This is a genomic window from Nostoc sp. NMS9, from assembly GCF_017114995.1.
Lineage (GTDB): Bacteria > Cyanobacteriota > Cyanobacteriia > Cyanobacteriales > Nostocaceae > Nostoc.
On record NZ_JABXKL010000080.1, the window covers coordinates 160613 to 183960 of the forward strand.

Sequence of the window (23348 nt, forward strand, 5' to 3'; positions counted from 1 at the left end):
GCTATGAGAGCCAGAATTGAAAATAAAATACTTTTTATCCACCACGAAGATTTGCCAGAGTTTAAGAAGGGTGGTTCGGTGGTGAGAAACTCTTATTTTTGGGCACTACGTTCAATAGCTGGTCAAGCTTCACGTTATCGTGATTGGGAATACGAACCGGAGGTTTGGCTAGCGCTTTCACGAATGCTTTTATCATTTGCTGAATCTGGATATTTGGGTATTAGAGAAACTTTACTAGAGTTTCCCTTATCTCAAGGAGAAATTCCTAATTTGCTGCGAGATGTTTCCACTTGGGAGTAGGGATGTATAGCTGTCATTGTTATTAAAAAACCCTGTATAAGCTTCTGGTTTAAAATGATGATATCAAGCGATTACCAGAAACATTTGTATCTTCTAATTTGTAACCGCCACTTTTAAAATCTTGAAACATCTCTTCTACATAGATGCGTAGCGGCTTCTTGCAGAGTACGAGCGATCGCTATATATTTCTATTAAGGATTCAAACAAAGAAATGCAAAAATTGGGAAAAAGGCGGGCAGCTGCCCACCCTAAACCATTATTTACTTAGCAATACTTTAAACAGGTGCTTCAGTAGCAGTTTTACCAACTAGCATTGCAGTATTTTCGTCGCTTTCCAAGATACCGAATTCAATCAACAACTCTTCTAACTCTTCCATCTCAATGGGGGTGGGGATAGTGAGGTTTTTGTTATCGACGATCTTTTGAGCCAATGTCCGATATTCGTTAGCTTGATTGCTGTCAGGTGCGTACTCGTTAACAGTCATCCGGCGCAATTCTGCGTGTTGTACAATATTGTCACGAGGTACGTAGTGAATCATTTGGGTGTTCAAACGTTTTGCCAGGGTTTCGATTAGGTCGATTTCCCGGTCAGTGTTACGGCTGTTACAAATCAAACCACCCAAGCGCACGCCACCAGTGTGAGCATACTTAAGAACACCACGAGCAATGTTGTTAGCAGCGTACATCGCCATCATTTCACCTGATGTAACGATGTAGATTTCTTGTGCCTTACCTTCGCGGATAGGCATAGCAAAACCACCACACACAACGTCACCTAATACGTCGTAAGATACAAAGTCTAGGTCTTGGTAAGCACCGTTTTCTTCCAAGAAGTTGATGGCAGTGATAATACCACGACCGGCGCAACCTACACCAGGTTCTGGACCACCAGATTCTACGCAAAGAACGTCACGGAAACCCTTGAGCATCACTTCATGGAGTTCTATATCTTCTACTGCGCCACGTTCAGCAGCGAGGTGAAGAACGGTTGTTTGAGCCTTGCTGTGTAGCATCAAACGGGTAGAGTCAGCTTTAGGGTCGCAACCGACAATCATGATGCGCTGACCCGTTTCAGCCATTGCTGCTAAGGTATTTTGGGAAGTGGTAGATTTACCAATACCGCCTTTACCATAGAAAGCTATTTGTCTAATCTTTTGCTCAGTCATGGTTGTGTTTCCTACAATGATTTAGTTGATGAGTCGGAAGCTTGATGTGAGATATTCACCCTTGGTGCTGTAGGGAAGTAGAGCCTATTGGCGATCGCACCCTGGCAAAAACAGCTAAAATCAGAACATATTTACCCACGAAGCGATAGCTTAAGAGATAGAAAAATCTAATCTCCTACTAACGAAGCCTTTGAAACTATGACTTCAGCATTATCAGCTGTTGTAACCAATCCCAAATGGTTGCTCAAGCCTCAAGAGTGGTTGCAGCAGGAATTCAAATGAACGCAGATTTGTTCCTTGAACCACACAACCAACCAAATTGCAATCCACTCTTAAATGGTCGCTACAACTTTTCTGATTTTGCTGATGTCAAGTAACCAAGAAAATCTATAGCGCTTCTCGTTTCGTGATTGATGCAGCAGGATAAATTCTAGGCTAAAAGTGGTAGCTACCAGTGCAGTAATATAGTACTTGTACAGGCAACATCTGATACTCTGCCTTAGATAATATCTTGGTGACTTTTGACAGTATGGTTAAATTCCTCGAAATTATGGAACGACACCATTCTGCTTGAAGTTTTCGTTCCAAAAGTCAGCAACTGCTTCAACTTAGTTTGCGGTTGAAAATGTTTACTCCCGCAAGACGAAGTTAGTAAATATTCTGTATTTCTATTGAATTGTCAGGCTGTACTAAGAGTCTTTCTTCCCAGACTCCAAGAGTAATTGCCTTTGGCGGTTAATCCTCTAGCTAGGTTAGCCAACTCTTATTGGCTCATACCCAGATAAATTTTGATTGACTTCAAGTTGTTACAAAGGCTACTATCCTACTCAATCTAGTTTTAGATTTTCGTTAAAAAAAGATGTAGCTAATTGAAGGGGACTTACCAGAGCAAAAAAACTTTCTTGAGCTTGCCTCAAACTTGTCTTGAAGTCTTTTTGTGTTTTTACTTGTTTGATTCCTATAAAAACCATAACATACATCTCACTAATTAATTTGCCGAATCTCAAATTAATTTTCTATTTAATAGAATATTTTTATTAGAACCGTTGATAGTCATAAGTTACACACTTCAAGGTTTCTATTTGATAAAATTATTGATTATAGCTAATATGTGCAATTAGATACTTTTGGGTATTTGATAAAAGTATTTAAACTAATGTTTTACAACCAAAACTGAATTTCTTATTTTTGCAGTAAAAAGTTTTTTAAATAAAGTAGATTAAATCACTCATAAAATTTCACGCAGTAATAAATAAAAGGGCTTGATTAAATCAAAGGGTCGTAGTAAGCAGCTTTAGCTCTTAAAAACCTTATGTATATGGATAAATTACTTACTACCAACAAAAATTTTATCTTAAATTTAATTACGTCTATACCAATTCTATTTAATTTATAAACACCGATAGGCTATGATCCCCGACTTATTCAATAAGTCAAGGATCTTTTTATAGTTGATTTCCGTTAACACGCTGCATTTTGAAAAATAAATATTAAGTTTGAAGTGATATCTTATAAAATCTTCCGTTAGAGAGATATACACTGTTACCAAAATAATGAGAAAAATATATTTATGTTGGCTATGGAGAGTGTGAAAATGCCAGAGCCTAGTAAATTAGGATCTGTAATTAATTGTTTGTTAATACTGACATTGTTAGCCTCTTGCAGTAGTAAAAACTCCGCAGAAGATATGGATAAAGAAACACAAAGTGTATCTTCTTGGGTAGCAACAGCAAATATGGTTGGTGATGCTTGGATACGCGGTGCTGTGCCCAATAAATATGCTGAACAAACATTGGAAAGAGCCACAGAAGAACTGCAAAAAGAAAAAAATAAAATAGACAAAATAAAGTTATCTAAAGATGTAAGCGAACATAACAGATCACTGCTATTAGCTGAGGTTTTACAGTTAGCAAATAAAATAGAGGAAATGTCGAGGGCTGTGGCAAAAAAAAATAATTCAGAGGTACAACAAAAACTTGGAGAGTTAGCAGTAGAAAAGCAAGCATTAAATAAGCTAATAAAAGTAGCAGGGCAAACCAATGAATAAAATTTTGGAAATTGCTCTTGGGATTGTTACCAGTATCGGCGGCTTTTTAGATGTAGGTGCGATCGCTACTGCTGCGGAAGCTGGATCTATTTACAGTTTTCAACTAATTTGGGCAGTTGTCTTAGGAACAATTTGTGTAATCTTTCTGGTAGAAATGTCTGGACGTTTAGCAGCCGTTAGCAAACATACATTAGCTGCGGCGGTACGAGAACGATTTGGGTTCAACTTTTATATTATTCCACTAGTAGCAGAAATTATCGTTGATTTTCTGGTTTTGGCAGCCGAAATTGGTGGTGTTTGTATTGCCTTACAATTAGTAACAGGCGTTAGTTTCCAGTGGTTTGCTTTACCCGTTGCTTTTGCAATTTGGTTGCTACTTTGGAAAGGGACATTTGGATTAATTGAAAACGGTATTTCTTTATTCGGATTAATTACACTAGCATTTGTCGTCGCTACTTTTAAGCTGCATCCATCACTGACAAAAATTGGTGCTGGTTTATTGCCAACCTTGCCACAACAAGACATTGCACATTACTTATACCTTGCTGTTGGCATTCTAGGTGCATTGATTAGCCCGTACTTATTTTATTTCTACTCATCTGGTGCAGTAGAAGATAAGTGGGATGAAGGGTATATCGGTGTGAATCGTGCTGTTGCTGGTTTGGGGATGGGTTTTGGTAGTATCGTATCGCTGGGAGTGTTGATTGTGGCAGCACTGGTACTGAATCCCAAAGGTATCCAGGTTGATAGCTATGAACAGGCGGCGCTGATGTTGACAGAACCTTTTGGTTACTGGGGATTTGTGCTATTTGCAGCATCTTTAGGGATTGCTTGCTTTGGTGCAGCACTGGAGGTTAGTCTCGATACAGCGTATATTGTGGCTCAAGCTTTTGGTTGGAATTGGGGCGAAAATCTTAAACCAAAAGATGCCGCACGTTTTAGTTTGGTCTACACCGTGTTTGTCTTTCTCGCTTCATTACTAATGGTATTTGGTATCGATCCATTGCAATTGACTTTGTTCTCAATGGCAATTACAGCAGTGATTTTGCCGCCTGTAATTATACCTTTTTTGGTTTTGATGAACGATGAATTATATGTTGGCAAGTATCGTAACGGCTGGATTAGTAACAGTGTTGTCATTTTTACAATTGCACTGACATTTGTGCTAGCAATCGTTGCTATTCCACTAGAAATTATTGGAGGGTAGGAAATGGATGTTATCAGAGATGTTCTTGATAATCAATTAGTTGACCGTAATCAACGCAAAATGGGTAAAGTTGATGGCATTGTGATGGAGTTGCGCGATCGCGAACCACCACGACTTGCTTATATTGAAGTAGGTGTGACAACCCTTGCCAAACGGCTAAATCCCCGCTTGGCACCTTTGATAGCAGCAATTGTAAGTAAATGGGGCGCTAAACAAAGTGAACCATTTCGGATTCCGTGGTCAAAAGTGCGGGATATCGGCATAGATGTCGAAGTCGATGTTGAAGCTGAAGCAACACCAGCTTTAGGGTATGAAAAATGGCTACGCGATCGCATCATCGCCCGAATTCCAGGAGGGGGATAATGACAACTCGTGAAATTCATCTAGAATTACTGCTGAGTAAACCAGTACTAGACTCAACTGGTAAGGCTGTAGGACGCATTCAGGAAGTACGTGCCGAACAACAAGGCGAAGAATGGATTGTTAAAGAATATCTTATCGGTTATGCTGCGGTGTTAGAACGGCTATCTGCTTGGACAATTGGGTTAAAAATTTTGCATCTACTAGGGGCGCACAAAATCTACGGTGGTTATACAGTACCTTGGGACAAGCTAGATTTGACTGACCCTGACAAGCCGCGTTTGCGTTGCAGTCTAGATGCATTAAAATCATTAGACGAGCAGCCGCAGGATACAGAGTAACTTGGTTTGCAGGAGGCAGAAGTATAATCTCACCGAGTTGTAAAATGCTGTAAATGTTAAATATTTTTGGTCGCCTACACTCTCTTTCAATTAAATTTAGTAATATTAAATTTTTTATATTATTAATAAATTGGCACTCAGCATGATGTCAATTTGGCTAAACTTCTCTATAAAGCTTTCAGAAATCCTTTAAAAGCTAAATTATTATATTTTCCTGTTCTTTATCTTTTTTAATCTTCAAATGCCAGAAATTCAAGTTGGAGATATTAGCATCTACTACGAGATAAAAGGCAGTGGTTATCCGCTACTCATGGTTATGGGTTTCAGCTTCAGCCTTTTGGACTGGGGAGATGTGTTCCCTGATGAGCTGGCAAAACATTACCAAGTCATTTTGTTTGATAACCGCGATTCTGGACGGACAAAAAGCCAGTCAACAGACAACTATACAACTGCTGATATGGCAAATGATGCAGCAGGATTGCTTAATGCTTTAGGAATAGCACAAGCTCATGTTTTGGGATTTAGCATGGGTGGCATGATTGCTCAACAGTTTGCCTTGAGACATCCTACCAAACTAAATAAATTGATATTAGCGTGTACAATGGCTGGCGGGGATTGTAGCGATTTCAACCCAAATAATCAAGGAGATTTAATGGATCTTCTTTTTCCAGCATCATACTTAGCTATCTCTAATAACCGGAAAAAAGCAGAAGATTTTTTCCTAAAAACCTCACCCTATCACAGCCCACCAGATGGTTATATAAGGCAATTACAGGCGCACCATGCTCACGATACATGTAATTTATTGCAAGGCATTAAAGCGCCTACCTTAATCATGACTGGAGATAGCGATTTGGTCATTCCTGCTGTCAATAGTAATATTTTGAATAACAAAATTTCTGGGTCAGAACTGAAAATTATTAAAGAAGCTGGACATGGGTTTGGTTATAGCCATGTTGCTGAAATTACAAAAATTATCATTGATTTTTTATCGTAATTCAACGGCATAAAAATAAATGTGGCGGTCTGCAATCTTAATTGCTAAAACCTGTCCTTACCAGTATTTTTAAACCAGCATTAGTGAGCAATTGCTCATTTTTTGGCCGACCTTACAAAATCGCATTGCTCCCGCTCGCAATGTAAATCTTTGTAAAGACAATATTTCGTGCATTATTTCGTGCATTATGAGAACTACTCTTGCTAAAAAAAATATCTGCTAATCTTTCACCCAACCTCTAGCGCAAGAAAGAGTTTGAGACTAAGTATCTCTGTAATCATGAAATGCGGACAAGTATTAACCTGCTGAATTACTGATATGCCGCAATATTTCGGAAAACTACCCACTACGAACCAAGCTTGGACGACTGTTAGCAATGTAAAAGCTGTAACCTGGGACAATAATATTATTAATTTTGACTGTGGCGACTCACGCCTGACCATCAGCGTACTTGCTCCCAATTTAATCCGCGTGCGTTTGGCACCAACTGGGGAATTTATGCCCCGCCGTTCTTGGGCAGTGACGCTGGATGATGCAGAATGGGCAATAACACCTTTTGCAGTGCGGGAAACTGAAGCAACGATAGAAATTGAAACAGAACAGATTCGTGTGTGTGTTCAGCGGGAAAAATGTCGCATCGCCTGTTTTGACAAAGCTAATCGTCCCTTTGCCCAAGATGCAGAGATGGGAATGGGTTGGCGGATGGGTGCAGTTGCAGGGTGGAAAGAAATTGCAGCCGACGAACATTTCTATGGCTTTGGTGAACGCACAGGCTTTCTGGATAAACTCAGCGAAGTGAAAACTAACTGGACAACGGATGCCTTAGATTATGATTCACTCACTGATGAAATGTACCAGGCAATTCCATTTTTTATGGCTTTGCGCCCACAGGTAAGCTATGGCATCTTTTTTAATACTACCTTTTGGAGTCAGTTCGATATCGGTGCTGAACAACCAGGGATTTGGAAGATGGAGACTCGTGGCGGTGAATTGGATTATTACATTATCTACGGCCCGGAACCTGCCCAAATCCTGGATACTTACACTCAGCTAACTGGGAGAATGCCATTACCGCCGAAATGGGCGCTAGGTTATCATCAATGTCGCTGGAGTTACGAATCAGAAAGCGTTGTGCGGGAACTGGCGCGAGAATTTCGTCAACGCCGCATTCCTTGCGATGTTATTCACTTGGATATTGATTATATGCGGGGCTATCGAGTGTTTACTTGGAGTTCTCAACGCTTTGCCAACGTGGCAAAACTCATTAGTGATTTAGCAGAAGATGGTTTCAACACAGTCACAATTATTGATCCTGGTGTGAAGTATGAACCAGAAGGTAATTATCATGTTTTTGACCAAGGCATAGAAAACGACTATTTTGTGCGTAAAGCTGATGGTACGTTGTTCCACGGCTACGTTTGGCCTGAGAAAGCTGTTTTTCCTGACTTTTTACGTCCTGATGTGAGTAACTGGTGGGCTGATTTACACAAAAGCCTAACTGATATTGGTGTGGCAGGAATTTGGAATGATATGAATGAACCTGCCATAAACGATCGCCCTTTCGGCGATGATGGGGAAAAGATTTGGTTTCCTCTAGATGCACCGCAGGGGGGTGAGCGAGAGAATTCAAAATTCAAAATTCAAAATTCAAAATTAGGAATTGATGTGACTCATACGGAAGTGCATAACTTGTATGGGTTGATGATGGCTAAAGCTTGCTATGAAGGGTTACGACGGCATCGAAGTTCAGAGCGATCGTTTGTGTTAACGCGATCGGGTTATGCTGGTGTGCAACGCTGGTCTTCGGTGTGGATGGGAGATAACCAATCGTTGTGGGAGCATTTAGAAATGTCTCTGCCGATGCTTTGTAACATGGGACTTTCGGGTGTGGGGTTTGTGGGTTGCGATATTGGCGGGTTTGCTGGTAACGCCACCGCTGAATTATTCGCTCGGTGGATGCAGGTAGGAATGCTTTACCCATTGATGCGCGGTCACTCGGCAATGTCTACTGCTCGTCATGAACCTTGGGTATTTGGCGATCGCGTTGAAAGTATCTGTCGAGAATACATTAATCTACGTTACCAACTACTTCCCTACATTTATAGTCTTTTCTGGGAAGCGGCAACAACGGGCGCACCAATTTTAAGACCATTATTGTACCACTTCCCCAACGATCCGAAAACCTATAGCCTCTACGATCAAGTATTGCTAGGTGCATCGCTGATGGCTGCACCAATTTACCGCCCTGGAGTTGAGCATAGAGCTGTCTATTTACCCGCTGGCACTTGGTATGATTGGTGGAGTGGCGATCGCTATGAAGGCCCGATTCACATCCTTGCTCATGCACCACTGGAAAAAATGCCACTGTATGTTCGTAGCGGTGCGATCGTTCCTATGCAAGCTGTCAGCCAATACGTTGATCAAGCCCCACTCGATGAGATCCGATTACGGATTTGGCCTGGTAATAAAAAATATCAGCTATTTGAAGATGATGGACATACAAACGAGTATCAAGATAAAAATTTTTCAATCACAAATATCAGTGTATTTACCCAGGCAAATCAAACAGTAGTGGAAATTGAAGCAAGAGTTGGAGAGTGGACACCTCCACTGCGAGAAGTGATTGTAGAACTTGTAGGTGTTGGAGAGCAACGGTTTCAAGATGATGGTAAGCGACATACTCTGCAATTCTGAAATACTCGCAAAGGTGGTTTTTGAGCCACCATTATTTCCTACTTTAAATTATGCAAGAAAAAATATGCATAGAGGTAGATGAAAACCAAGTCAAGGGGTAACATACAATACAAAAGACATAAATGGTTAAACCGTAAGAAATACGTAAGTTTACTACGCTAGATAGATGCGGTTAGAGAACACTCAATGTTAAATATTAACCGCTTGCGGCTGCAAGATAGATTTAAAATCTCTACAAATTCACTTGTGGCAAGAGTTGCAAGTGCGATCGCTGTTTTTGTTGGTAGCTTGGTATTAGTTGGCTGGTGTCTTGGCATTGAAGTTCTTAAGCGCGGCTTCCCTGGTAGTTCTGCCACAATGAAAGTCAACACAGCGCTTTGTTTTGTGTTGTGTGGTCTGTCACTTTGGCTATTTTTAAAAGGGGAGCAGGGGAGCAGGGGAGCAGGGGGAAACAATTCAAAATTCAAAATTCAAAATTCAAAATTATTTACCCATTTCCCTACTCTTCTAATCTCTCAGGTCTGTGCAATAGCTGTCATCACAATTGCAGCGCTTACCCTCTGTCAATATCTGTTCGGCTGGAATCTCGGTATTGATGAGTTGGTGTTGCGTGATTTGCGAACTAGTATAGCGACATCGCATCCGGGGCGAATGGGGGTGAACACAGCACTGAACTTTATACTGGTTAGTGTCGCTCTAGAGATTCTGATTCATCCAAAAACCCACCGCAGTTATTGGTATGCCCAGATTATTGCTCTGATTGCTACTTTAATTTCCTTTCAAGCGCTGATGGGCTATGCCTACAAAGTGAAAGTTCTCTACGGACTTGCCCCTTATACAACATCAATGGCGCTACACACAGCGGTGTTGTTCCTCCTACTAAGTATGGGTATTCTGTGGGCGCGGGCAGAATATGGGTTAATGAGGGTAGTTACAAGTGATAGTTACGGCGGCTTACTTGCACGTCGTTTATTAATTGCAGCGATCGCAGTACCTTTTATATTGGGATGGGTAATTGTCAAAGGGCTACGGGCAGGACAATACGATCCGGCATTTGCAGTATCGGTGTTTGCGATCGTCCTGATTATAATTTTTACTATTTTGATTTGGCAAAGTGCCAGGGTTATTGAACACCTCAGCTATCAACGCGACCTTGCCCAAGAAGCACTGAGAACCTACGAAGCTAAACTAGGGAGTTTTGTAGATTCTAACGTCATCGGCATTCTGTTTGGCAACGTGTATGGCGGTATCCAGCAGGCAAACGACGAATTTCTGAGGATGATTGGTTACACGCGGGAGGATTTGTTAGCAGGTAAGTTAAGTTGGAGTAATATCACAGCACCAGAGTATTTATACTTAGATGAGCGAGGTATCGCTGAAGCACAAGGAAATAGCAACGCTACTTGTACACCCTACGAGAAAGAATATATTCGCAAGGATGGTAGCCGCATCCCGGTTTTAGTTGGTTACGTGCTGCTAGGAGAAAACCGCGAAGAGTCAGTAGCCTTTATCCTCGATTTGAGCGAACGCAAACAAGCAGAGGCAGAGCAACAAAAATTAGTGTCGGTAGTAGAAAATAGCTCTGATTTTATCGGCATCGCTACCCTTGAAGGTCAATTACTCTACATAAATGATGCAGGTCAAAAGCTGGTAGGTCTTGCCAGCCTTGATGAAGTGAGGCAAAAAGCAGTATTAGATTACTTCATGCCCAAAGACAAAGCCTATTTTAAAAAATATATACTGCCGACTGTGCTATCAGAAGGGCGGTGGCAGGGAGAATTCTGCTTCCGGCATCTCCAAACAGGTCAACCGATACCAGTTGATTACAACATTTTCACTGTTACAGATAACAACACAGGTCAGCCAATTGCCTTAGCAACTGTGACTCGCAACATCAGCGAGCAAAAGCAGACCCAGGAACAAATATTACAACTAAACAGGGATCTACAGCGCCGCATTACTGAATTACAAACTTTGTTGGAGGTAATTCCTATTGGAATTGGCATTGCTGAAGATCCAAAATGCCAAAATATCAAGGTCAACCCTTCTTTTGGCAAGCAGTTGGGGATATCGTCAGATACAAATGCCTCCCTCAACGCTCCCTTGGATGAAAAATCGACAAGCTTTAAAATCTACCGAGAGGGAAGGGAACTTTCAACAGAGGAACTCCCAATGCAGTATTCTGCTGCTCATGGTGTGGAGGTTCTGAATTCTGAACTTGATGTTGTCCATGAAAATGGAAAAATCGTCAAGCTGTTGGAGTACGTTGCACCCCTGTTTGACGAAGAGGGTAAAACCAGAGGAAGCGTTGGTGCATTTTTAGATATTACGGAGCGCAAACAGGCAGAAGAAGTACTGCTAAATCAGCAAAAATGGCTAGAGGATGTGTTAAATCTGATGCCAAGACCGTTGCTGTTTATTGAACCAGGAACGGCGCGGGTAACTTTTGCCAATCGCTCTGCTAACGAATTAGCTGGGGGCGAATTTCCTAAAGGTATACCTGTTGAAGATTATCACACAGTTTACTACTATACAGATGCAGCTGGCGATCGCATCCCCAATGAACTTATGCCAGGAGTGCGGGTTGCCCGTGGCGAACGCCTGAATGGATTGGAGGTGGACTGGCACACTCCCGCTGGTGTGCGCTCTCTACTAGTATTTGCTGATACCTTGCCAGCAATGCACGGTCATCCGGCTACCTGTATCTTAGTGTTCCAAGAAATCAGCAACCTGAAGGATGCACAAAAAGCACTCTCGTTAGGTTACAAAAGGCTAAAGCTACTATTTGACACAGCCAACGATTTACTATCAAGCCAGGAACCAGTACTACTAATCGATAGCGTCTACCAAAAACTCTCAGACCAAATTGGTTTAGATGTTTACTTTAACTATTTGGTTGAGGATAATTCTCAGGTAATGCGGCTAGAGTCTTACAGTGGCATTTCCCCAGAACTGGCAAAGCAAATCGAGTCTTTGGGATTTGGTGAAGCGGTTTGTGGGACTGTCGCCCAGGAGCGTTGTGCAACCGCTTTAAAGAATGTGCAGCAATCAATTGACCCGAAAACAGAATTGATTCGTTCTTTAGGAATTACAGCTTATTATGCATACCCGTTGATCGCCCAAGGACGGCTCTTGGGTACTCTTTCTTTTGGCAGCCGCACTCGGTTAAGCTTCACCGACAATCAAAAAGGGATGATGCAAGCAGTATGCGACCAAATAGCGATCGCAATGGAACGGACTAGTTTAATTGTTTCTTTGCAACAACAAACTGAGCAGTTGCAAGAAGCCAACCGGATGAAGGATGAGTTTCTAGGAATATTATCCCACGAATTGCGATCGCCTCTCAATGCCATCCTTGGCTGGGCGCAATTACTGCAACGAAGCAAGCTCAGTGATACCCAAATGGCTAGAGCAACGGAGACAATTGAGCGCAACGCCAAAGCGCAAACCCAGCTAATTGAAGACCTGCTGGATATATCGCGGATGATTAGAGGCAAGTTACGCCTCGATGTCCGTACTTGTAATTTGGTTCCCATAATTGAGTCAGCCATCAAGACTGTTAATTTAGCCGCCCAATCCAAGGAAATCGATTTGAGATTTTCTCTGATTCCCTCAAAAGAAACGCGAAATGTGCCACCGGGGATACTCCCCGTGGTCACTTTCGCGCCAAATTCAGATTGGGGATTAGGAGTTAATCACGAAAATCCCGAATTTCCAAAAGCACAATCCCAAACCAATCAACACTTAGAGGACAGCAAGCTGGGTGAAAATTCTCAATATTTAGTTTCCGGGGATTTCGAGCGCTTGCAACAAATTATCTGGAATCTGCTATCCAATGCCATCAAATTCACACCCGTTGGAGGAAGGGTAGAGGTGCAATTGTCAGTAGTCAATGGACAAGAAAAACAACAGACAACGGATAAATATGCCCAAATTCAGGTGATTGATACAGGCATTGGTATCAGTCCTGATTTTCTTGCTTACGTCTTCGATCGCTTTCGTCAAGCTGATAGTTCTAGCACTAGAATCTATGGTGGATTAGGACTAGGATTAGCGATCGTCCGTCATTTAGTAGAATTACATGGCGGTACTGTCCATGCAGATAGCCCAGGTAAAGAACAAGGAGCGACGTTTACAGTCAAACTACCACTTCTCAAAAGTGCCCAACTCCATCCTTTTGCCCCTCTACCCCCCTCTGCCCCTCTGCCCCTCTCCCTGCTTGGTGTGCGCGTGCTGGTTGTAGATGAGCAAGCCGATACCCGTGAATTTATCACCACAGTCCTCGAACAGTGCCAAGCCGAAGTTACAGCTGTAGCATCAGTTCTAGAAGCATTGCAGTTAATTATACAGTGGAAACCAGATGCTTTAGTCAGCGACATCAGTATGCTCCAGGAAGATGGTTACTCTTTGATCCGTAAAGTGCGATCGCAACCACCTGAACTAGGGGGAAATATTCCAGCCGCAGCTTTGATAGCTGATACTAGGGCAGAGGATCGGATGCGAGCTATACAAGAGGGTTATCAACTGCATTTACCTAAACCTATTGAAGCAGCTGAGTTAGCTACAGTAGTGGCCAGACTTGTTGGACGGACTTAAAAATGGAGCATTGGGGAATATGAATTAAATCGCTTTTTTCTAATATCAAAATTTATAAATAGCAGTCTTAAATCATTTATGAAAATATATATCAATCCGGTTCAGTTAATAATTATTGGTGTAGATACTTGGTGTTTTAAGACGCAATAAATCGCGTCTCTACATCATGGTTTTGGGCAGATCTGAACTGTATTGAATTATATATCTATTTCTTACCTTTGCGCCCTTCTCTACAACATGCTGCGGTACCTTTACGGGAAAGCAAGCCACACATAGTGTCTTGTAGAGAAGGCGGTTCGTTTCCTTTTCTATATTTTTCATGAATTAGATAGGACTGCTGTAATGTCAGAATAATTGAGTTATGATTACCATAGTAATTAGCCACTTTCTTACTACGTGCTTTGATTGAAGTAGCCCTTCTACTTACCGAGACTCAGGAGGTTGTTGCAAGCGTAATAGGGTATTGTAAACCTGCGTTTTTAAGATAGTATTATTTTGTAGTTCTATAGTAATTTTGTTGAATTGTTCAAATTTCAAACCATTATCTTCGACAATTTTTTGAGCGTGGTTACAGTAGTTCACTGCAATATCTTGAGCCTTCTTTGGAAGACCATTTATGCTATTAGAATCGTTGCAGACAATATTGGGAATTTCTCCATTGCCAATAAGTTTTTTAATTTCTTCAAAGGCATTTTGACGGGCTGGCTCCATTGCTAGCACGGCTTGAGCGTAACTGTTGATTTCAGTGTTGTTAACTATTGGTGGTGGAGTTTGAGCGTCAGCTTTGGAACTCAATGAAAAAGCGTTGGAAATCACACTCACAGTAGCGATCGCGCCGAAAAATAACGATTGCGAAAGGGTTCGCTTTCGGCTAGTTCGAGAAAATAAATCAGAAATTTTCTTCATATAGTGTGTGACACAAAACTACATCAGGGATATTATAAGAACTTTGAATTATTTTCGGAGTTGGAAGTTCCAGGAACTGCTCAATACATCAAGCTTTTATATTTGATTGTCAATTTCCTCGGCATACTTGGCAAAGTTCGATTACTTTTGTCTGGAGTGTTGACATTTCTGATGCTCCTTGCTTTAGGCTAACCTCTAATTCCAGTAGTAGGGGTAAGCAAGAGATTAACTGTTGCACAGAAAGCAGCTTGATTTCTTGCTGTAAGAAGTAGATCCGTTTGGGATTACCGATATCAGCAGCAATAGCGATCGCTTGTTGATTCCGTTCCCCACTTTCTATCATAATCTTTACCCATAGCCAGGTGCGAAATTGTCCAATCAGCGTCGCAACGATCCGTAATCCTGGCTCGGAAGCATTGCTCAAATCTGCCAAGGTTGTCAAAGCTTTAGCTATATCTCCTGTTCTGATTGCTGCTGCTAATTGTAAGCTATTTTGAGTAGTATTTCTTACTAACTTCGTAACAGTATCTATGTCTAAAGGTTTATTGCTACCTTGGACATATAACCGTAATTTCTCTAACTCATTGTAAAGAAGGCGTGTATCATTGCCTACAGATTCTGCCAACAGATGGGAAGTATTGGCAGTCAGTTTCACGCCCACAGTCTGGGCTGCTTGATTAACAGATTGCACCAGTAATTCTGTTTTCCAAGGAGGAATGAGGGGAAATTCTCGGAATTCAGTAGCAAACTGTTTTAACAATTTCGTGGATTTGAGGCGTTCATCTGGCTTATTGCGGCTGGTGAGCAATAAAAATGAGTTTTCGGGAATGACTCTTAGCGATCGCCCCAATTCTGCCAACACATTCTCTGAACAGTGCTGACACAGAGTAGTATTTATCAGCCATACCAAGCGCCCACCAGCGCCAAAAGTAGGCGTCATCACCTGATTTAACCCCTGGATAGCAGCATCAGCTTGATCTGGGGAGAATGCAGTGTAATTAAAACTTGTCCATTGGGGATCGAGGACGCGATCGCGCAAAAGTGCGATCGCCTTTTCCATCGCAAAATCATCTTCACCCCAGTAAACATAAATTGGCATAGATAAACCTTGTAGTAGATTGGGAATGGGGCATTGGGCATTGGGCATTGGGCATTGAGAAGAGACAAGGTAGACAAGGAAGAGGGGGAGATAAGGGAGAGACTTGTTCAATAATTCCCCTTTGTCCCCCTTGTCTCCTCGTCTCCTCTGCTCCCCTGCTTCTTCATCTCCCCACTCCCAAAAATTAAATACTTTTGAAATCATTCTGTTAATCAAGGTAATTTTCCCTAAAATCTATCAAGTGAGAGCGCGAGGCTATGAAGATTGGACGACAACTATCAAACTTACTTAAATCGGTTAGCACGACTGACGCTGCCAGAAGCCTACAGATCCCAAGCCCAGCATATTCAGGAATCTTCTAAGTTTCAGCCACATTCTGGGTTGAGACAAGCAGCATCCTTTCCTGGCTATACGCTAATTACCCCGCCGGCAGAAGAAGAATCACACAACTCTGCTTTCTATGCCAAATTACAGACTTATCAACAGGAACTTTTGCAGTTGCCTGTAAACCGTAATTTGATTGTACCTGTACCTCCTGCTAGCTTCCACCTGACTTTAGCGGATTTAATTTGGGACAATGCTTACCTTGATGCCTACGAAAAAAATCCTCAATTTGACGAGGAGTTACACTCTTGTTTAGCTGAAATATTTCAAAAATATCAACAATTGATGACAAACAGGAGTCATCCAATTAAATGGCAAATGCTGGGACTAATAGTGATGCCAAGAGCTGTAGCCATTTGTTTAGTCCCCCAAGATGAACGCTGTTACGAGGAAATTATTAAATTTCGCCGAACAATTTATCAAAATCCCAAGTTAATTGCCTTGGGTATTGAGCAGCATTATCACTTCACGGCCCATATTACATTAGCCTATTTTGGGGAGGTTCCATCTGACCTAGACCGCATAAGCTTCAGCACTATGCTTTCTCAATTGAATGAACAATGGCTGTTGAATTTGCCAGAATTTTTGATCGATCGTGTTGAATTACGAAAGTTTGACAACATGACACGCTATTATCGTGAACCAGACTGGCCGATTTTGGATTTTTAAGTAATCAGTTAGTAGTCAGTAGTTTCCACTCACTCACTGACTACTGACTACTCATTATTAATTAGCTTAAAATTTCGGTTGTTGATAACCGAGGTAAATTGCTTCTAAAAAAACATCAGGTGTAACAGCTTCTGGCAATTTTTCTAAATTAATAATAGCTTGAACTTGTTCAGCTAGCTTTAGAGATAGTGAGGCTCTTGCCTTTAACGACATTGCAGCACGTCGCTGTAAATACTCACGAATCACAGCAAAATCATCTGGCATCAATTGCGAGAAATCAGCAATTTCGATTAACTGTTCATGAAGTCCTTTTGCCTGTTCTGAAATTGTCAATCTTGCAGATGCAGTGGGTGTTTGGGCTTGAATGACAATTGTGCCAGCAGCTAAATCACCTAAACGCTTTTCACGGCTACCCAACATAATTAAAAAAGCACCAATAAACAAAGTTTCATCAAAGGGCCGCAGTAAAGCACGTAGCGTTGCTTGTTGTAGCCCGATCAGTCTACCATCATCTCGAACTACGCGAATTTTAGCAACCCGTTTACCAGGAGTTTGCCCAAACCATAAGGTTTCAAAAAATACAAAATAGCCGATGTAAATTGCAAAGGCGATAATGAAGAAAATTGCTAACAACCAAATGTCTAAACTTGGTAATTTTGTAAAAAAGTATTCAAAAAAATTTAATACTTGTGTCGAGAAGACACTCCAAGTAAGGACAAACAGAAGCAAAGTTACACCCAACACTGTATAGTCAATCAGGAGTGCCAAAGCTCGATTACCGATTCCTGCTAGAGTGAATTCCAACTCTACACTTTCTGGAGTCTGGAATGTGATGCGATTAAAAAAGCGCATATTTTAAATAATTTAAAATTAATAGAGTTGGATTAAGGTGTTGGGTTAACGAAAATCTTGTGAGGGAGGTTCTCGTAATTGTAAACCTAGACCTTCACGCCGACTACGCAAGTCCAAGTATAAAACAGCTTTTAGTGCTTGCCAGAATGGCATGACTAAAACTCCACCGATCAAGCTTCCAATCACAGAAATAAGATAGACAATCGAGTAAATAGCAGTACCAGGCTCAAGCCTGATTAGGAATAAGTTAGGTATATAGTTTAATACAAACACCAACGGCAATGTAACGATAAAAGCAACTAAAACAATGCCTTGAATGCGAAATACTGAGGCTTTAGTTAACTCCCAACTTCTGGCAACACTTTCGCCACCATTGATATTTTCCTCAACTGCTAAGGGCACTTCAGCTACTATCCAACGGGAGTAGAACCAGGTTAGTCCTAACAGCACAAGAACTCCCGTTACAATTAATCCCATAATGGTGGCTGTAATACCTGCACTAACACCTAATATCCCTCCTAATACTCCTCCGAGCAACCCACCTAGCAGAGTGCCCACGATCGCCATTCCAAAATAAATTACCAGCAAGGATATACTTACTTGGAAACCAACTCTTAAAAATGACCAAAGACGTGGATTAATATGGCTTCTGGCAGTTTGAACACCTTCAGGCTGGTAAATCAATTCTCCAAAAGCCAAGCGTGAAATTAGTCCAGAGATGGCTGCATATTTTGCCCAACCATACACAGGAACGAGAATCCACAAGTGAGCGATCGCAGCTAGATTAAGATAAGTCTTCAAATGAGAACGATACAAGCGTACCGCAGCACTGACAACGTTACCGATACTCAGTGGTTGTATCTGGCCAGAAGATCCAAAGTTTTCAGACATAATGGTAAATTTGCCTTGAAATTACGGAGATGAATTTGAGGCTATCTTAAGCTAAGTTAAACTCAGTGTTCCCAAAATTCATGAATATTCAACGTTGGATTGCGCGACGAGAACCGAATTGGCAGCGTTTGGATGCCCTATTAAGGCAGATAGAAAAAAAAGGTTTAAAGTCCTTACGGGCAGCAGAAATTAGAGAGTTAGCAAGTTTGTATCGTTCTGTAGCGGCAGATTTGGCACGTGCCCGCACTCAGCAAATCGGTAATACTTTGATCCAAAGTTTACAATCTTTAACAACTCGTGCCTACACGCAGATTTATCAAGGCTCGCGGCGACAAGAATGGCAGGCAATCCTAGAATTTTATCGTTGGGGATTACCATCTGTAGTCCAGAAAACATTTGTATATATTGCTGTGGCAACGGCGCTATTTTTACTAGGCGCACTAGTGGCTTGGTGGTATTCCTGGCAAAACCCCAGCTTTATGCCTTTGATTGTACCTGAAAGCTTGATTACCAAGGTGCGAGATGAGCATAAATTATGGATGGGTTCAATTGTCGGTGTTGAACCTCTGGCATCCAGCGGGATCGCGATCAATAATTTGTCGGTATCTTTTGGGGCTGTCGCCGGTGGTATGACGGCTGGAGCATACACAGCCTATTTGATGGTATTTAATGGTTTATTAATTGGTGCTGTTGGTACTTTAGTTGGTCAAAATAATCTGGCTTATCCTTTTTGGGCCTTTGTGTTTCCGCATGGTTCTTTGGAATTACCGGCGATCTTTTTTGCTGGAGGTGCGGGATTTTTATTAGCAAGAGCAATTTTGTTTCCTGGTAAATATCGCCGTGGGGATGCACTGAAATTTTATGGTTATCAGGCGGTGCAGCTAGTATTTGGGATTGTACCAATGTTGATTCTTGCTGGTGCGATCGAAGGCTTTTTTTCACCTAATCCAAGCATACCTGAGCCGATTAAATATCTGGCAGGAATAGGATTATTTATACTTTTTGTAATGTATTGTAGCCGCAAGCAAAAATAAAATAATTTGGATGGCAGATGATTGGGAAATTTAAAAAACGTTTTAGAATAAGGTAAATATTTTTCAGTTAAGACTTCACTCGTTATGGCTTAAGTATGTAAAAAAATCATCGTAAGTTGAAGCTAGGATAATTATGGTAAAAACACCAAATAAAATATTGACTCTAGAAGAGTTTCTTGCACTACCAGAAACTAAACCTTATTCTGAGTACATCGACGGCAAAATCATTCCCAAACCTATGCCTCAAGGAGAACTCTGCCCCACAATAAATTCTGTTGTCAAAGCATCATCACCGAACTATCTGATGAACAAAAGGCAATGCTTCTTATCTATACTAATTTAATACATCAAATATCAACAAGCTAAAAATCTTTAAAAGTAAGATTTAAACAGATATTAATGTTTTATTTATCATTTGTTAAACAAAGTTTAAATATAAAAAATGTACCTTATTGAAGACTGGAATTACACCAATAAAATATTCCTTTAATCAGAGGTAATATGATTTTTTCGACCGCCATATTGAATCGTGTCGTTGCTACTTCAATGGTGACAACTTCTGTTGCAGTTAGTCCATTTTTTGGTGCGATCGCACAAGCTGAAACTCTCAATGGTGCAGGAGCAACTTTCCCGGCTCCGCTTTACGAACGCTATGCTCGTGAAGTGAAGAAGAAATATCCAGACTTGAAAATTAACTACCAAGCAATTGGTAGTGGTGGCGGTATTCGTCAAGTCATCGCTGGAACTGTTGACTTTGGTGGTAGTGATGCTGCAATGAAAGATGATGAAATCGCTAAAGTCAAGAATGGTGCAATCTTAGTACCTACAGCAGGCGGTGCTGTTTCTGTTGTTTACAATCTTCCAGGCGTTAACGATCTCAAATTATCCCGCGCTACACTACCAGCAATTTATTCAGGTCAAATTACCAAATGGAATGACGCGAAAATTAAAGCTGATAATCCAAATGCTAATCTACCAAATCAAACAATTAAATTTGCTGTTCGTGCCGATGGTAGCGGTACAACTTTCATTTTTACTAATCACTTGAGTGCCATCAGCGGTTATTTTAAAGGCAGAGTTGGAACTAACACTGCTCCAAAATGGAATCTGCCAAATGTCCTCAAAGGCAAAGGGAATCCAGGCGTAGCTGCTATAGTAGCTCGGACTCCTGGTTCTATAGGTTATGTTGAATATAGCTACGCTGTCAAAAACAATCTGAAATCAGCACTCGTACAAAATAAGAACGGAGAATTTGTTGCTCCTTCTTTAGAATCTGCAAATGCAGCTTTATCAACTGTCACTTTCCCAGACAACTACCGCGTTTTTGTAGGAGATCCAGGACAAGGTTATCCCATTGTCGGTCTTACTTGGATGATGGTTTACAAACAGTATGCTAATGCTGCTAAAGCTGATGCAATTAAGAAATGGATTAATTGGGTATTAAAAGACGGTCAACAGTATAACGATGACCTTAACTACACCAAAATTCCATCTGATGTAGCAAATCGAGTGCTTCAGACAGTGAATAGCTCTGTCAAGCCTTAATTTGCAATTTTTAGAACTTACGCACAAGAGATCCCTCTATCCCCTTAAAAAGGGAAGGGTGCTTTGAATATATCCCCCTTTTAAGAGGTTTAGGGGGATTATTTTACTACTTTCCTCCCCTAATAAATTGAGTTAATAAGTTGCTCTACTAGTAAGTAAAAATCTATTTTCATTGATTTGTAATGGCAAATTTATCAGATGATTCAAATCTAGGCGATGAAAATTTCAATATAACTGCTACCAGCGGCACAAATTTCTGGTTTGACCAAGGTTTTACACGGCTAGTATACTTTTTTGCTGTGATTACCGTTGCAGTACTATTTTTGATGAGTTGGGTAATTTTACACGAAGCTCTACCAGCCATCAAGCAGTTTGGAATGGGGTTTTTGTGGGGACAAGATTGGGATACAGGTAATCAGATTTTTGGTGCATTACCCTATATTTATGGAACTTTGGTAAGTAGTGCGATCGCTATTTTATTTGCTGTCCCAGTGGGAATGGCAGTAGCCTTAGTGACCAGTGAAAATTTTTTACCTACATCATTGCGAACCACCCTAGCATTTGTTGTTGAATTAATTGCCGCAATTCCCAGTGTAATTATTGGTTTATGGGCGATTTTTGTCTTTATTCCAATTCTAGAACCTCTACAAAAGTGGCTAGCCAGCACTTTTAAATGGATACCACTGTTTAATACAGAAGATCCTTCTGGGACTAATATGTTGACTGCTGGAGTTATTCTCGCCATCATGATTTTGCCCACAATGGCAGCAATTAGTCGTGATGTCTTAATGGCTATCCCTAAAGAATTACGTAGTGCATCTATGGCTTTAGGTGGAACCCGTTGGGAAACAATTTTTCGAGTCTTGCTACCATCTGGATTTTCTGGAATAGTGAGTGCAGCAATGCTTGCTTTAGGACGTGCTTTGGGTGAAACAATGGCTGTCACGATGGTGATTGGTAACTCTGCTCAAATCAGCGCTTCTTTACTCGATCCAGCTTATACAATTCCTTCTGTATTGGCTAATGAATTTGCCGAAGCTGAACCAGGGTTACATATAGGTGCTTTAAGCTATTTGGCATTGATTTTGTTTGGGTTGACTCTAGCTGTAAATATTGGCGCTGTACTATTGGTGAAGTGGGTTGGCAGGAAAAATAAATAACACTATATCACTTTGAAATTACCACAAATAAATCAGTGTAGCAAGACGTTTATTAACCAAAATTTGTCAAACTTATGAGTGGTTACATCCAGTCAGAAACGGATGAATCTTTAGCGGCAGAATTATGCAGTCCTCTGCCAACAGAACGAGTAATATTTACATACGCAATGAATGCGATCGCCTTTGGTTTGACAGGTCTAGTACTCATTCCTTTATTATCAATTTTGTGGGAAATTTTCGTCCGGGGAATATCTGGACTCAAATCAGAAATGTTTGTCAAAGCAGTTATTGATAATGGCTTTGGCAATGCCATCCTGGGAACCATAATCATGGTAGTTATTGGTGCTATTTTAAGCATTCCCACAGGGATCGTGACAGGAATTTTCTTAGCAGAATTTAGTCAAACTAATCCAGTTGCTAGTATTGTTCGTTTTGTCACTAGTATTCTTACAGGTGTGCCTTCAATTGTTGTCGGCGTGTTTGCTTATGGTGTGATAGTTTTGGTAACTAAAGGATTTAGTGCGATCGCAGGTGGTTTTGCTTTAGCCGTGATTATGCTCCCTGTAATTATACTGACAACAGAAGAATCCTTAAAACTGATTCCCACATCTCAACGCCTCGCCTCTGCTGCTTTAGGCGGAACTCGCTTCCAAACTACTTTTCGCATTGTTGTAACTACTGCAATCCCCGGAATTACTACAGGCATTTTATTAGCTGTAGCTCGTGCGGCTGGTGAAACAGCACCCTTAATTTTTACTGCTTTATTTAGTCTAGATTGGTCAGAAGGATTGTTAAGTCCAACAGCTTCTTTACCAGTATTGATTTTTAACCTATACAACGACCCCGACCCACAAAAAAGTCAATTAGTATGGACTACTTCTATAGTTCTACTCGGCTTAATTTTATGTGTCAGTATTATTTCTCGCTTAGTTATTAGACAGAGAAGACTAAAGTAAAATAAATAATTTTTTGTATTATTTTATATCTTGGGAAAGTATGATATTAAAATGGTAAGCCGCCAGTATCAAGGCTTGTTTTATATGCCTTAATTACGAATTACGTTAGCGTAGCGGTAGCGAGTCTTCTCCCAAGGGGAGACG

At 41.0% G+C, this 23348-nt stretch carries 18 protein-coding genes and 1 pseudogene; 14 read left to right on the forward strand and 5 right to left on the reverse strand.

The annotated features are described in order from the left end of the window. Positions 1-3 precede the first annotated feature (3 nt). Positions 4-300: a hypothetical protein gene (locus HWQ40_RS25050; protein ID WP_194043762.1), complete on the forward strand. Its 297-nt coding sequence runs from the start codon at positions 4-6 to the stop codon at positions 298-300. A 275-nt stretch (positions 301-575) separates the two neighbouring features. On the opposite strand, the gene nifH is transcribed toward HWQ40_RS25050, so the two are convergent. Next, positions 576-1466 carry a nitrogenase iron protein gene (gene nifH, locus HWQ40_RS25055; RefSeq protein WP_292783228.1) on the reverse strand — a complete coding sequence of 297 codons (891 nt, stop codon included), beginning with the start codon at positions 1464-1466 and terminating at the stop codon, positions 576-578. A 1594-nt stretch (positions 1467-3060) separates the two neighbouring features. Between nifH and HWQ40_RS25060 the strand changes: the two genes are divergently transcribed. The 7 genes from HWQ40_RS25060 to HWQ40_RS25090 all read left to right on the forward strand — a co-directional run bounded on the left by HWQ40_RS25060 (position 3061) and on the right by HWQ40_RS25090 (position 13708). Further along, positions 3061-3513 carry a hypothetical protein gene (locus HWQ40_RS25060; RefSeq protein ID WP_292783231.1) on the forward strand — a complete coding sequence of 151 codons (453 nt, stop codon included), beginning with the start codon at positions 3061-3063 and terminating at the stop codon, positions 3511-3513. Next, positions 3506-4720 carry an NRAMP family divalent metal transporter gene (locus HWQ40_RS25065; RefSeq protein WP_292783233.1) on the forward strand — a complete coding sequence of 405 codons (1215 nt, stop codon included), beginning with the start codon at positions 3506-3508 and terminating at the stop codon, positions 4718-4720. Before HWQ40_RS25060 ends, HWQ40_RS25065 begins: the two co-directional genes overlap by 8 nt. Positions 4721-4723: 3 nt before the next feature. Beyond that, positions 4724-5083, forward strand: coding sequence for a hypothetical protein (locus HWQ40_RS25070; protein ID WP_292783235.1), 360 nt, complete (start codon positions 4724-4726; stop codon positions 5081-5083). Continuing rightward, positions 5083-5421, forward strand: a complete 339-nt coding sequence (locus tag HWQ40_RS25075) for a hypothetical protein (RefSeq protein ID WP_292783238.1) — start codon at positions 5083-5085, stop codon at positions 5419-5421. The genes HWQ40_RS25070 and HWQ40_RS25075 overlap by 1 nt, the downstream gene beginning before the upstream one ends. Positions 5422-5662: 241 nt before the next feature. Next, positions 5663-6418: an alpha/beta hydrolase gene (locus HWQ40_RS25080; RefSeq protein WP_292783240.1), complete on the forward strand. Its 756-nt coding sequence runs from the start codon at positions 5663-5665 to the stop codon at positions 6416-6418. A gap of 318 nt (positions 6419-6736) precedes the next feature. Further along, on the forward strand, positions 6737-9112 hold the full coding sequence (locus HWQ40_RS25085) for a glycoside hydrolase family 31 protein (RefSeq protein WP_292783242.1): 2376 nt from the start codon (positions 6737-6739) through the stop codon (positions 9110-9112). 186 nt (positions 9113-9298) lie between these two features. Beyond that, positions 9299-13708 carry a PAS domain S-box protein gene (locus tag HWQ40_RS25090; RefSeq protein ID WP_292783244.1) on the forward strand — a complete coding sequence of 1470 codons (4410 nt, stop codon included), beginning with the start codon at positions 9299-9301 and terminating at the stop codon, positions 13706-13708. Between the two features lie 423 nt (positions 13709-14131). Here HWQ40_RS25090 and HWQ40_RS25095 read toward each other — a convergent pair whose 3' ends face one another. Both HWQ40_RS25095 and holA read right to left on the reverse strand, forming a co-directional pair. Further along, on the reverse strand, positions 14132-14614 hold the full coding sequence (locus HWQ40_RS25095) for a DUF4168 domain-containing protein (protein WP_292783247.1): 483 nt from the start codon (positions 14612-14614) through the stop codon (positions 14132-14134). A gap of 109 nt (positions 14615-14723) precedes the next feature. Next, positions 14724-15713: a DNA polymerase III subunit delta gene (gene holA, locus HWQ40_RS25100; protein ID WP_292783546.1), complete on the reverse strand. Its 990-nt coding sequence runs from the start codon at positions 15711-15713 to the stop codon at positions 14724-14726. 264 nt (positions 15714-15977) lie between these two features. Here holA and HWQ40_RS25105 point away from each other — a divergent pair, with 264 nt between their 5' ends. Further along, positions 15978-16766, forward strand: coding sequence for a DUF1868 domain-containing protein (locus HWQ40_RS25105; protein ID WP_292783249.1), 789 nt, complete (start codon positions 15978-15980; stop codon positions 16764-16766). 66 nt (positions 16767-16832) lie between these two features. Here HWQ40_RS25105 and HWQ40_RS25110 read toward each other — a convergent pair whose 3' ends face one another. Together HWQ40_RS25110 and HWQ40_RS25115 are read right to left on the reverse strand one after the other, a co-directional pair. Next, entirely contained in the window at positions 16833-17618 is a 786-nt protein-coding gene (locus tag HWQ40_RS25110) for an RDD family protein (RefSeq protein WP_292783252.1), read from the reverse strand. Positions 17619-17663: 45 nt separating this feature from the next. Beyond that, positions 17664-18509 (reverse strand): hypothetical protein, encoded by an 846-nt coding sequence (locus HWQ40_RS25115; protein ID WP_292783254.1) that lies wholly within the window; start codon positions 18507-18509, stop codon positions 17664-17666. An 80-nt stretch (positions 18510-18589) separates the two neighbouring features. Between HWQ40_RS25115 and HWQ40_RS25120 the strand changes: the two genes are divergently transcribed. The 5 genes and pseudogenes from HWQ40_RS25120 to pstA all read left to right on the forward strand — a co-directional run bounded on the left by HWQ40_RS25120 (position 18590) and on the right by pstA (position 23204). Further along, on the forward strand, positions 18590-19543 hold the full coding sequence (locus tag HWQ40_RS25120) for a stage II sporulation protein M (RefSeq protein WP_292783256.1): 954 nt from the start codon (positions 18590-18592) through the stop codon (positions 19541-19543). Positions 19544-19676: 133 nt separating this feature from the next. Next, positions 19677-19826 (forward strand): annotated as a pseudogene (locus tag HWQ40_RS25125) (Uma2 family endonuclease); the annotation flags it as partial. Between the two features lie 218 nt (positions 19827-20044). Then, positions 20045-21088, forward strand: a complete 1044-nt coding sequence (gene pstS / locus HWQ40_RS25130; RefSeq protein ID WP_292783258.1) for a phosphate ABC transporter substrate-binding protein PstS — start codon at positions 20045-20047, stop codon at positions 21086-21088. A 182-nt stretch (positions 21089-21270) separates the two neighbouring features. Then, positions 21271-22248: a phosphate ABC transporter permease subunit PstC gene (pstC, locus tag HWQ40_RS25135; protein ID WP_292783261.1), complete on the forward strand. Its 978-nt coding sequence runs from the start codon at positions 21271-21273 to the stop codon at positions 22246-22248. Positions 22249-22322: 74 nt separating this feature from the next. Beyond that, positions 22323-23204: a phosphate ABC transporter permease PstA gene (gene pstA / locus HWQ40_RS25140; RefSeq protein ID WP_292783264.1), complete on the forward strand. Its 882-nt coding sequence runs from the start codon at positions 22323-22325 to the stop codon at positions 23202-23204. The last annotated feature ends 144 nt before the right edge of the window (positions 23205-23348 follow it).

What these genes read in the sequence shown, in the direction of transcription:
- HWQ40_RS25050 (WP_194043762.1), top strand. Translation starts at nt 4, where the DNA reads ATGAGAGCCAGAATTGAAAATAAAATACTTTTTATCCACCACGAAGAT.
- nifH (WP_292783228.1), bottom strand. Translation starts at nt 1,466, where the DNA reads ATGACTGAGCAAAAGATTAGACAAATAGCTTTCTATGGTAAAGGCGGT.
- HWQ40_RS25060 (WP_292783231.1), top strand. Translation starts at nt 3,061, where the DNA reads ATGCCAGAGCCTAGTAAATTAGGATCTGTAATTAATTGTTTGTTAATA.
- HWQ40_RS25065 (WP_292783233.1), top strand. Translation starts at nt 3,506, where the DNA reads ATGAATAAAATTTTGGAAATTGCTCTTGGGATTGTTACCAGTATCGGC.
- HWQ40_RS25070 (WP_292783235.1), top strand. Translation starts at nt 4,724, where the DNA reads ATGGATGTTATCAGAGATGTTCTTGATAATCAATTAGTTGACCGTAAT.
- HWQ40_RS25075 (WP_292783238.1), top strand. Translation starts at nt 5,083, where the DNA reads ATGACAACTCGTGAAATTCATCTAGAATTACTGCTGAGTAAACCAGTA.
- HWQ40_RS25080 (WP_292783240.1), top strand. Translation starts at nt 5,663, where the DNA reads ATGCCAGAAATTCAAGTTGGAGATATTAGCATCTACTACGAGATAAAA.
- HWQ40_RS25085 (WP_292783242.1), top strand. Translation starts at nt 6,737, where the DNA reads ATGCCGCAATATTTCGGAAAACTACCCACTACGAACCAAGCTTGGACG.
- HWQ40_RS25090 (WP_292783244.1), top strand. Translation starts at nt 9,299, where the DNA reads ATGTTAAATATTAACCGCTTGCGGCTGCAAGATAGATTTAAAATCTCT.
- HWQ40_RS25095 (WP_292783247.1), bottom strand. Translation starts at nt 14,614, where the DNA reads ATGAAGAAAATTTCTGATTTATTTTCTCGAACTAGCCGAAAGCGAACC.
- holA (WP_292783546.1), bottom strand. Translation starts at nt 15,713, where the DNA reads ATGCCAATTTATGTTTACTGGGGTGAAGATGATTTTGCGATGGAAAAG.
- HWQ40_RS25110 (WP_292783252.1), bottom strand. Translation starts at nt 17,618, where the DNA reads ATGCGCTTTTTTAATCGCATCACATTCCAGACTCCAGAAAGTGTAGAG.
- HWQ40_RS25115 (WP_292783254.1), bottom strand. Translation starts at nt 18,509, where the DNA reads ATGTCTGAAAACTTTGGATCTTCTGGCCAGATACAACCACTGAGTATC.
- HWQ40_RS25120 (WP_292783256.1), top strand. Translation starts at nt 18,590, where the DNA reads ATGAATATTCAACGTTGGATTGCGCGACGAGAACCGAATTGGCAGCGT.
- pstS (WP_292783258.1), top strand. Translation starts at nt 20,045, where the DNA reads ATGATTTTTTCGACCGCCATATTGAATCGTGTCGTTGCTACTTCAATG.
- pstC (WP_292783261.1), top strand. Translation starts at nt 21,271, where the DNA reads ATGGCAAATTTATCAGATGATTCAAATCTAGGCGATGAAAATTTCAAT.
- pstA (WP_292783264.1), top strand. Translation starts at nt 22,323, where the DNA reads ATGAGTGGTTACATCCAGTCAGAAACGGATGAATCTTTAGCGGCAGAA.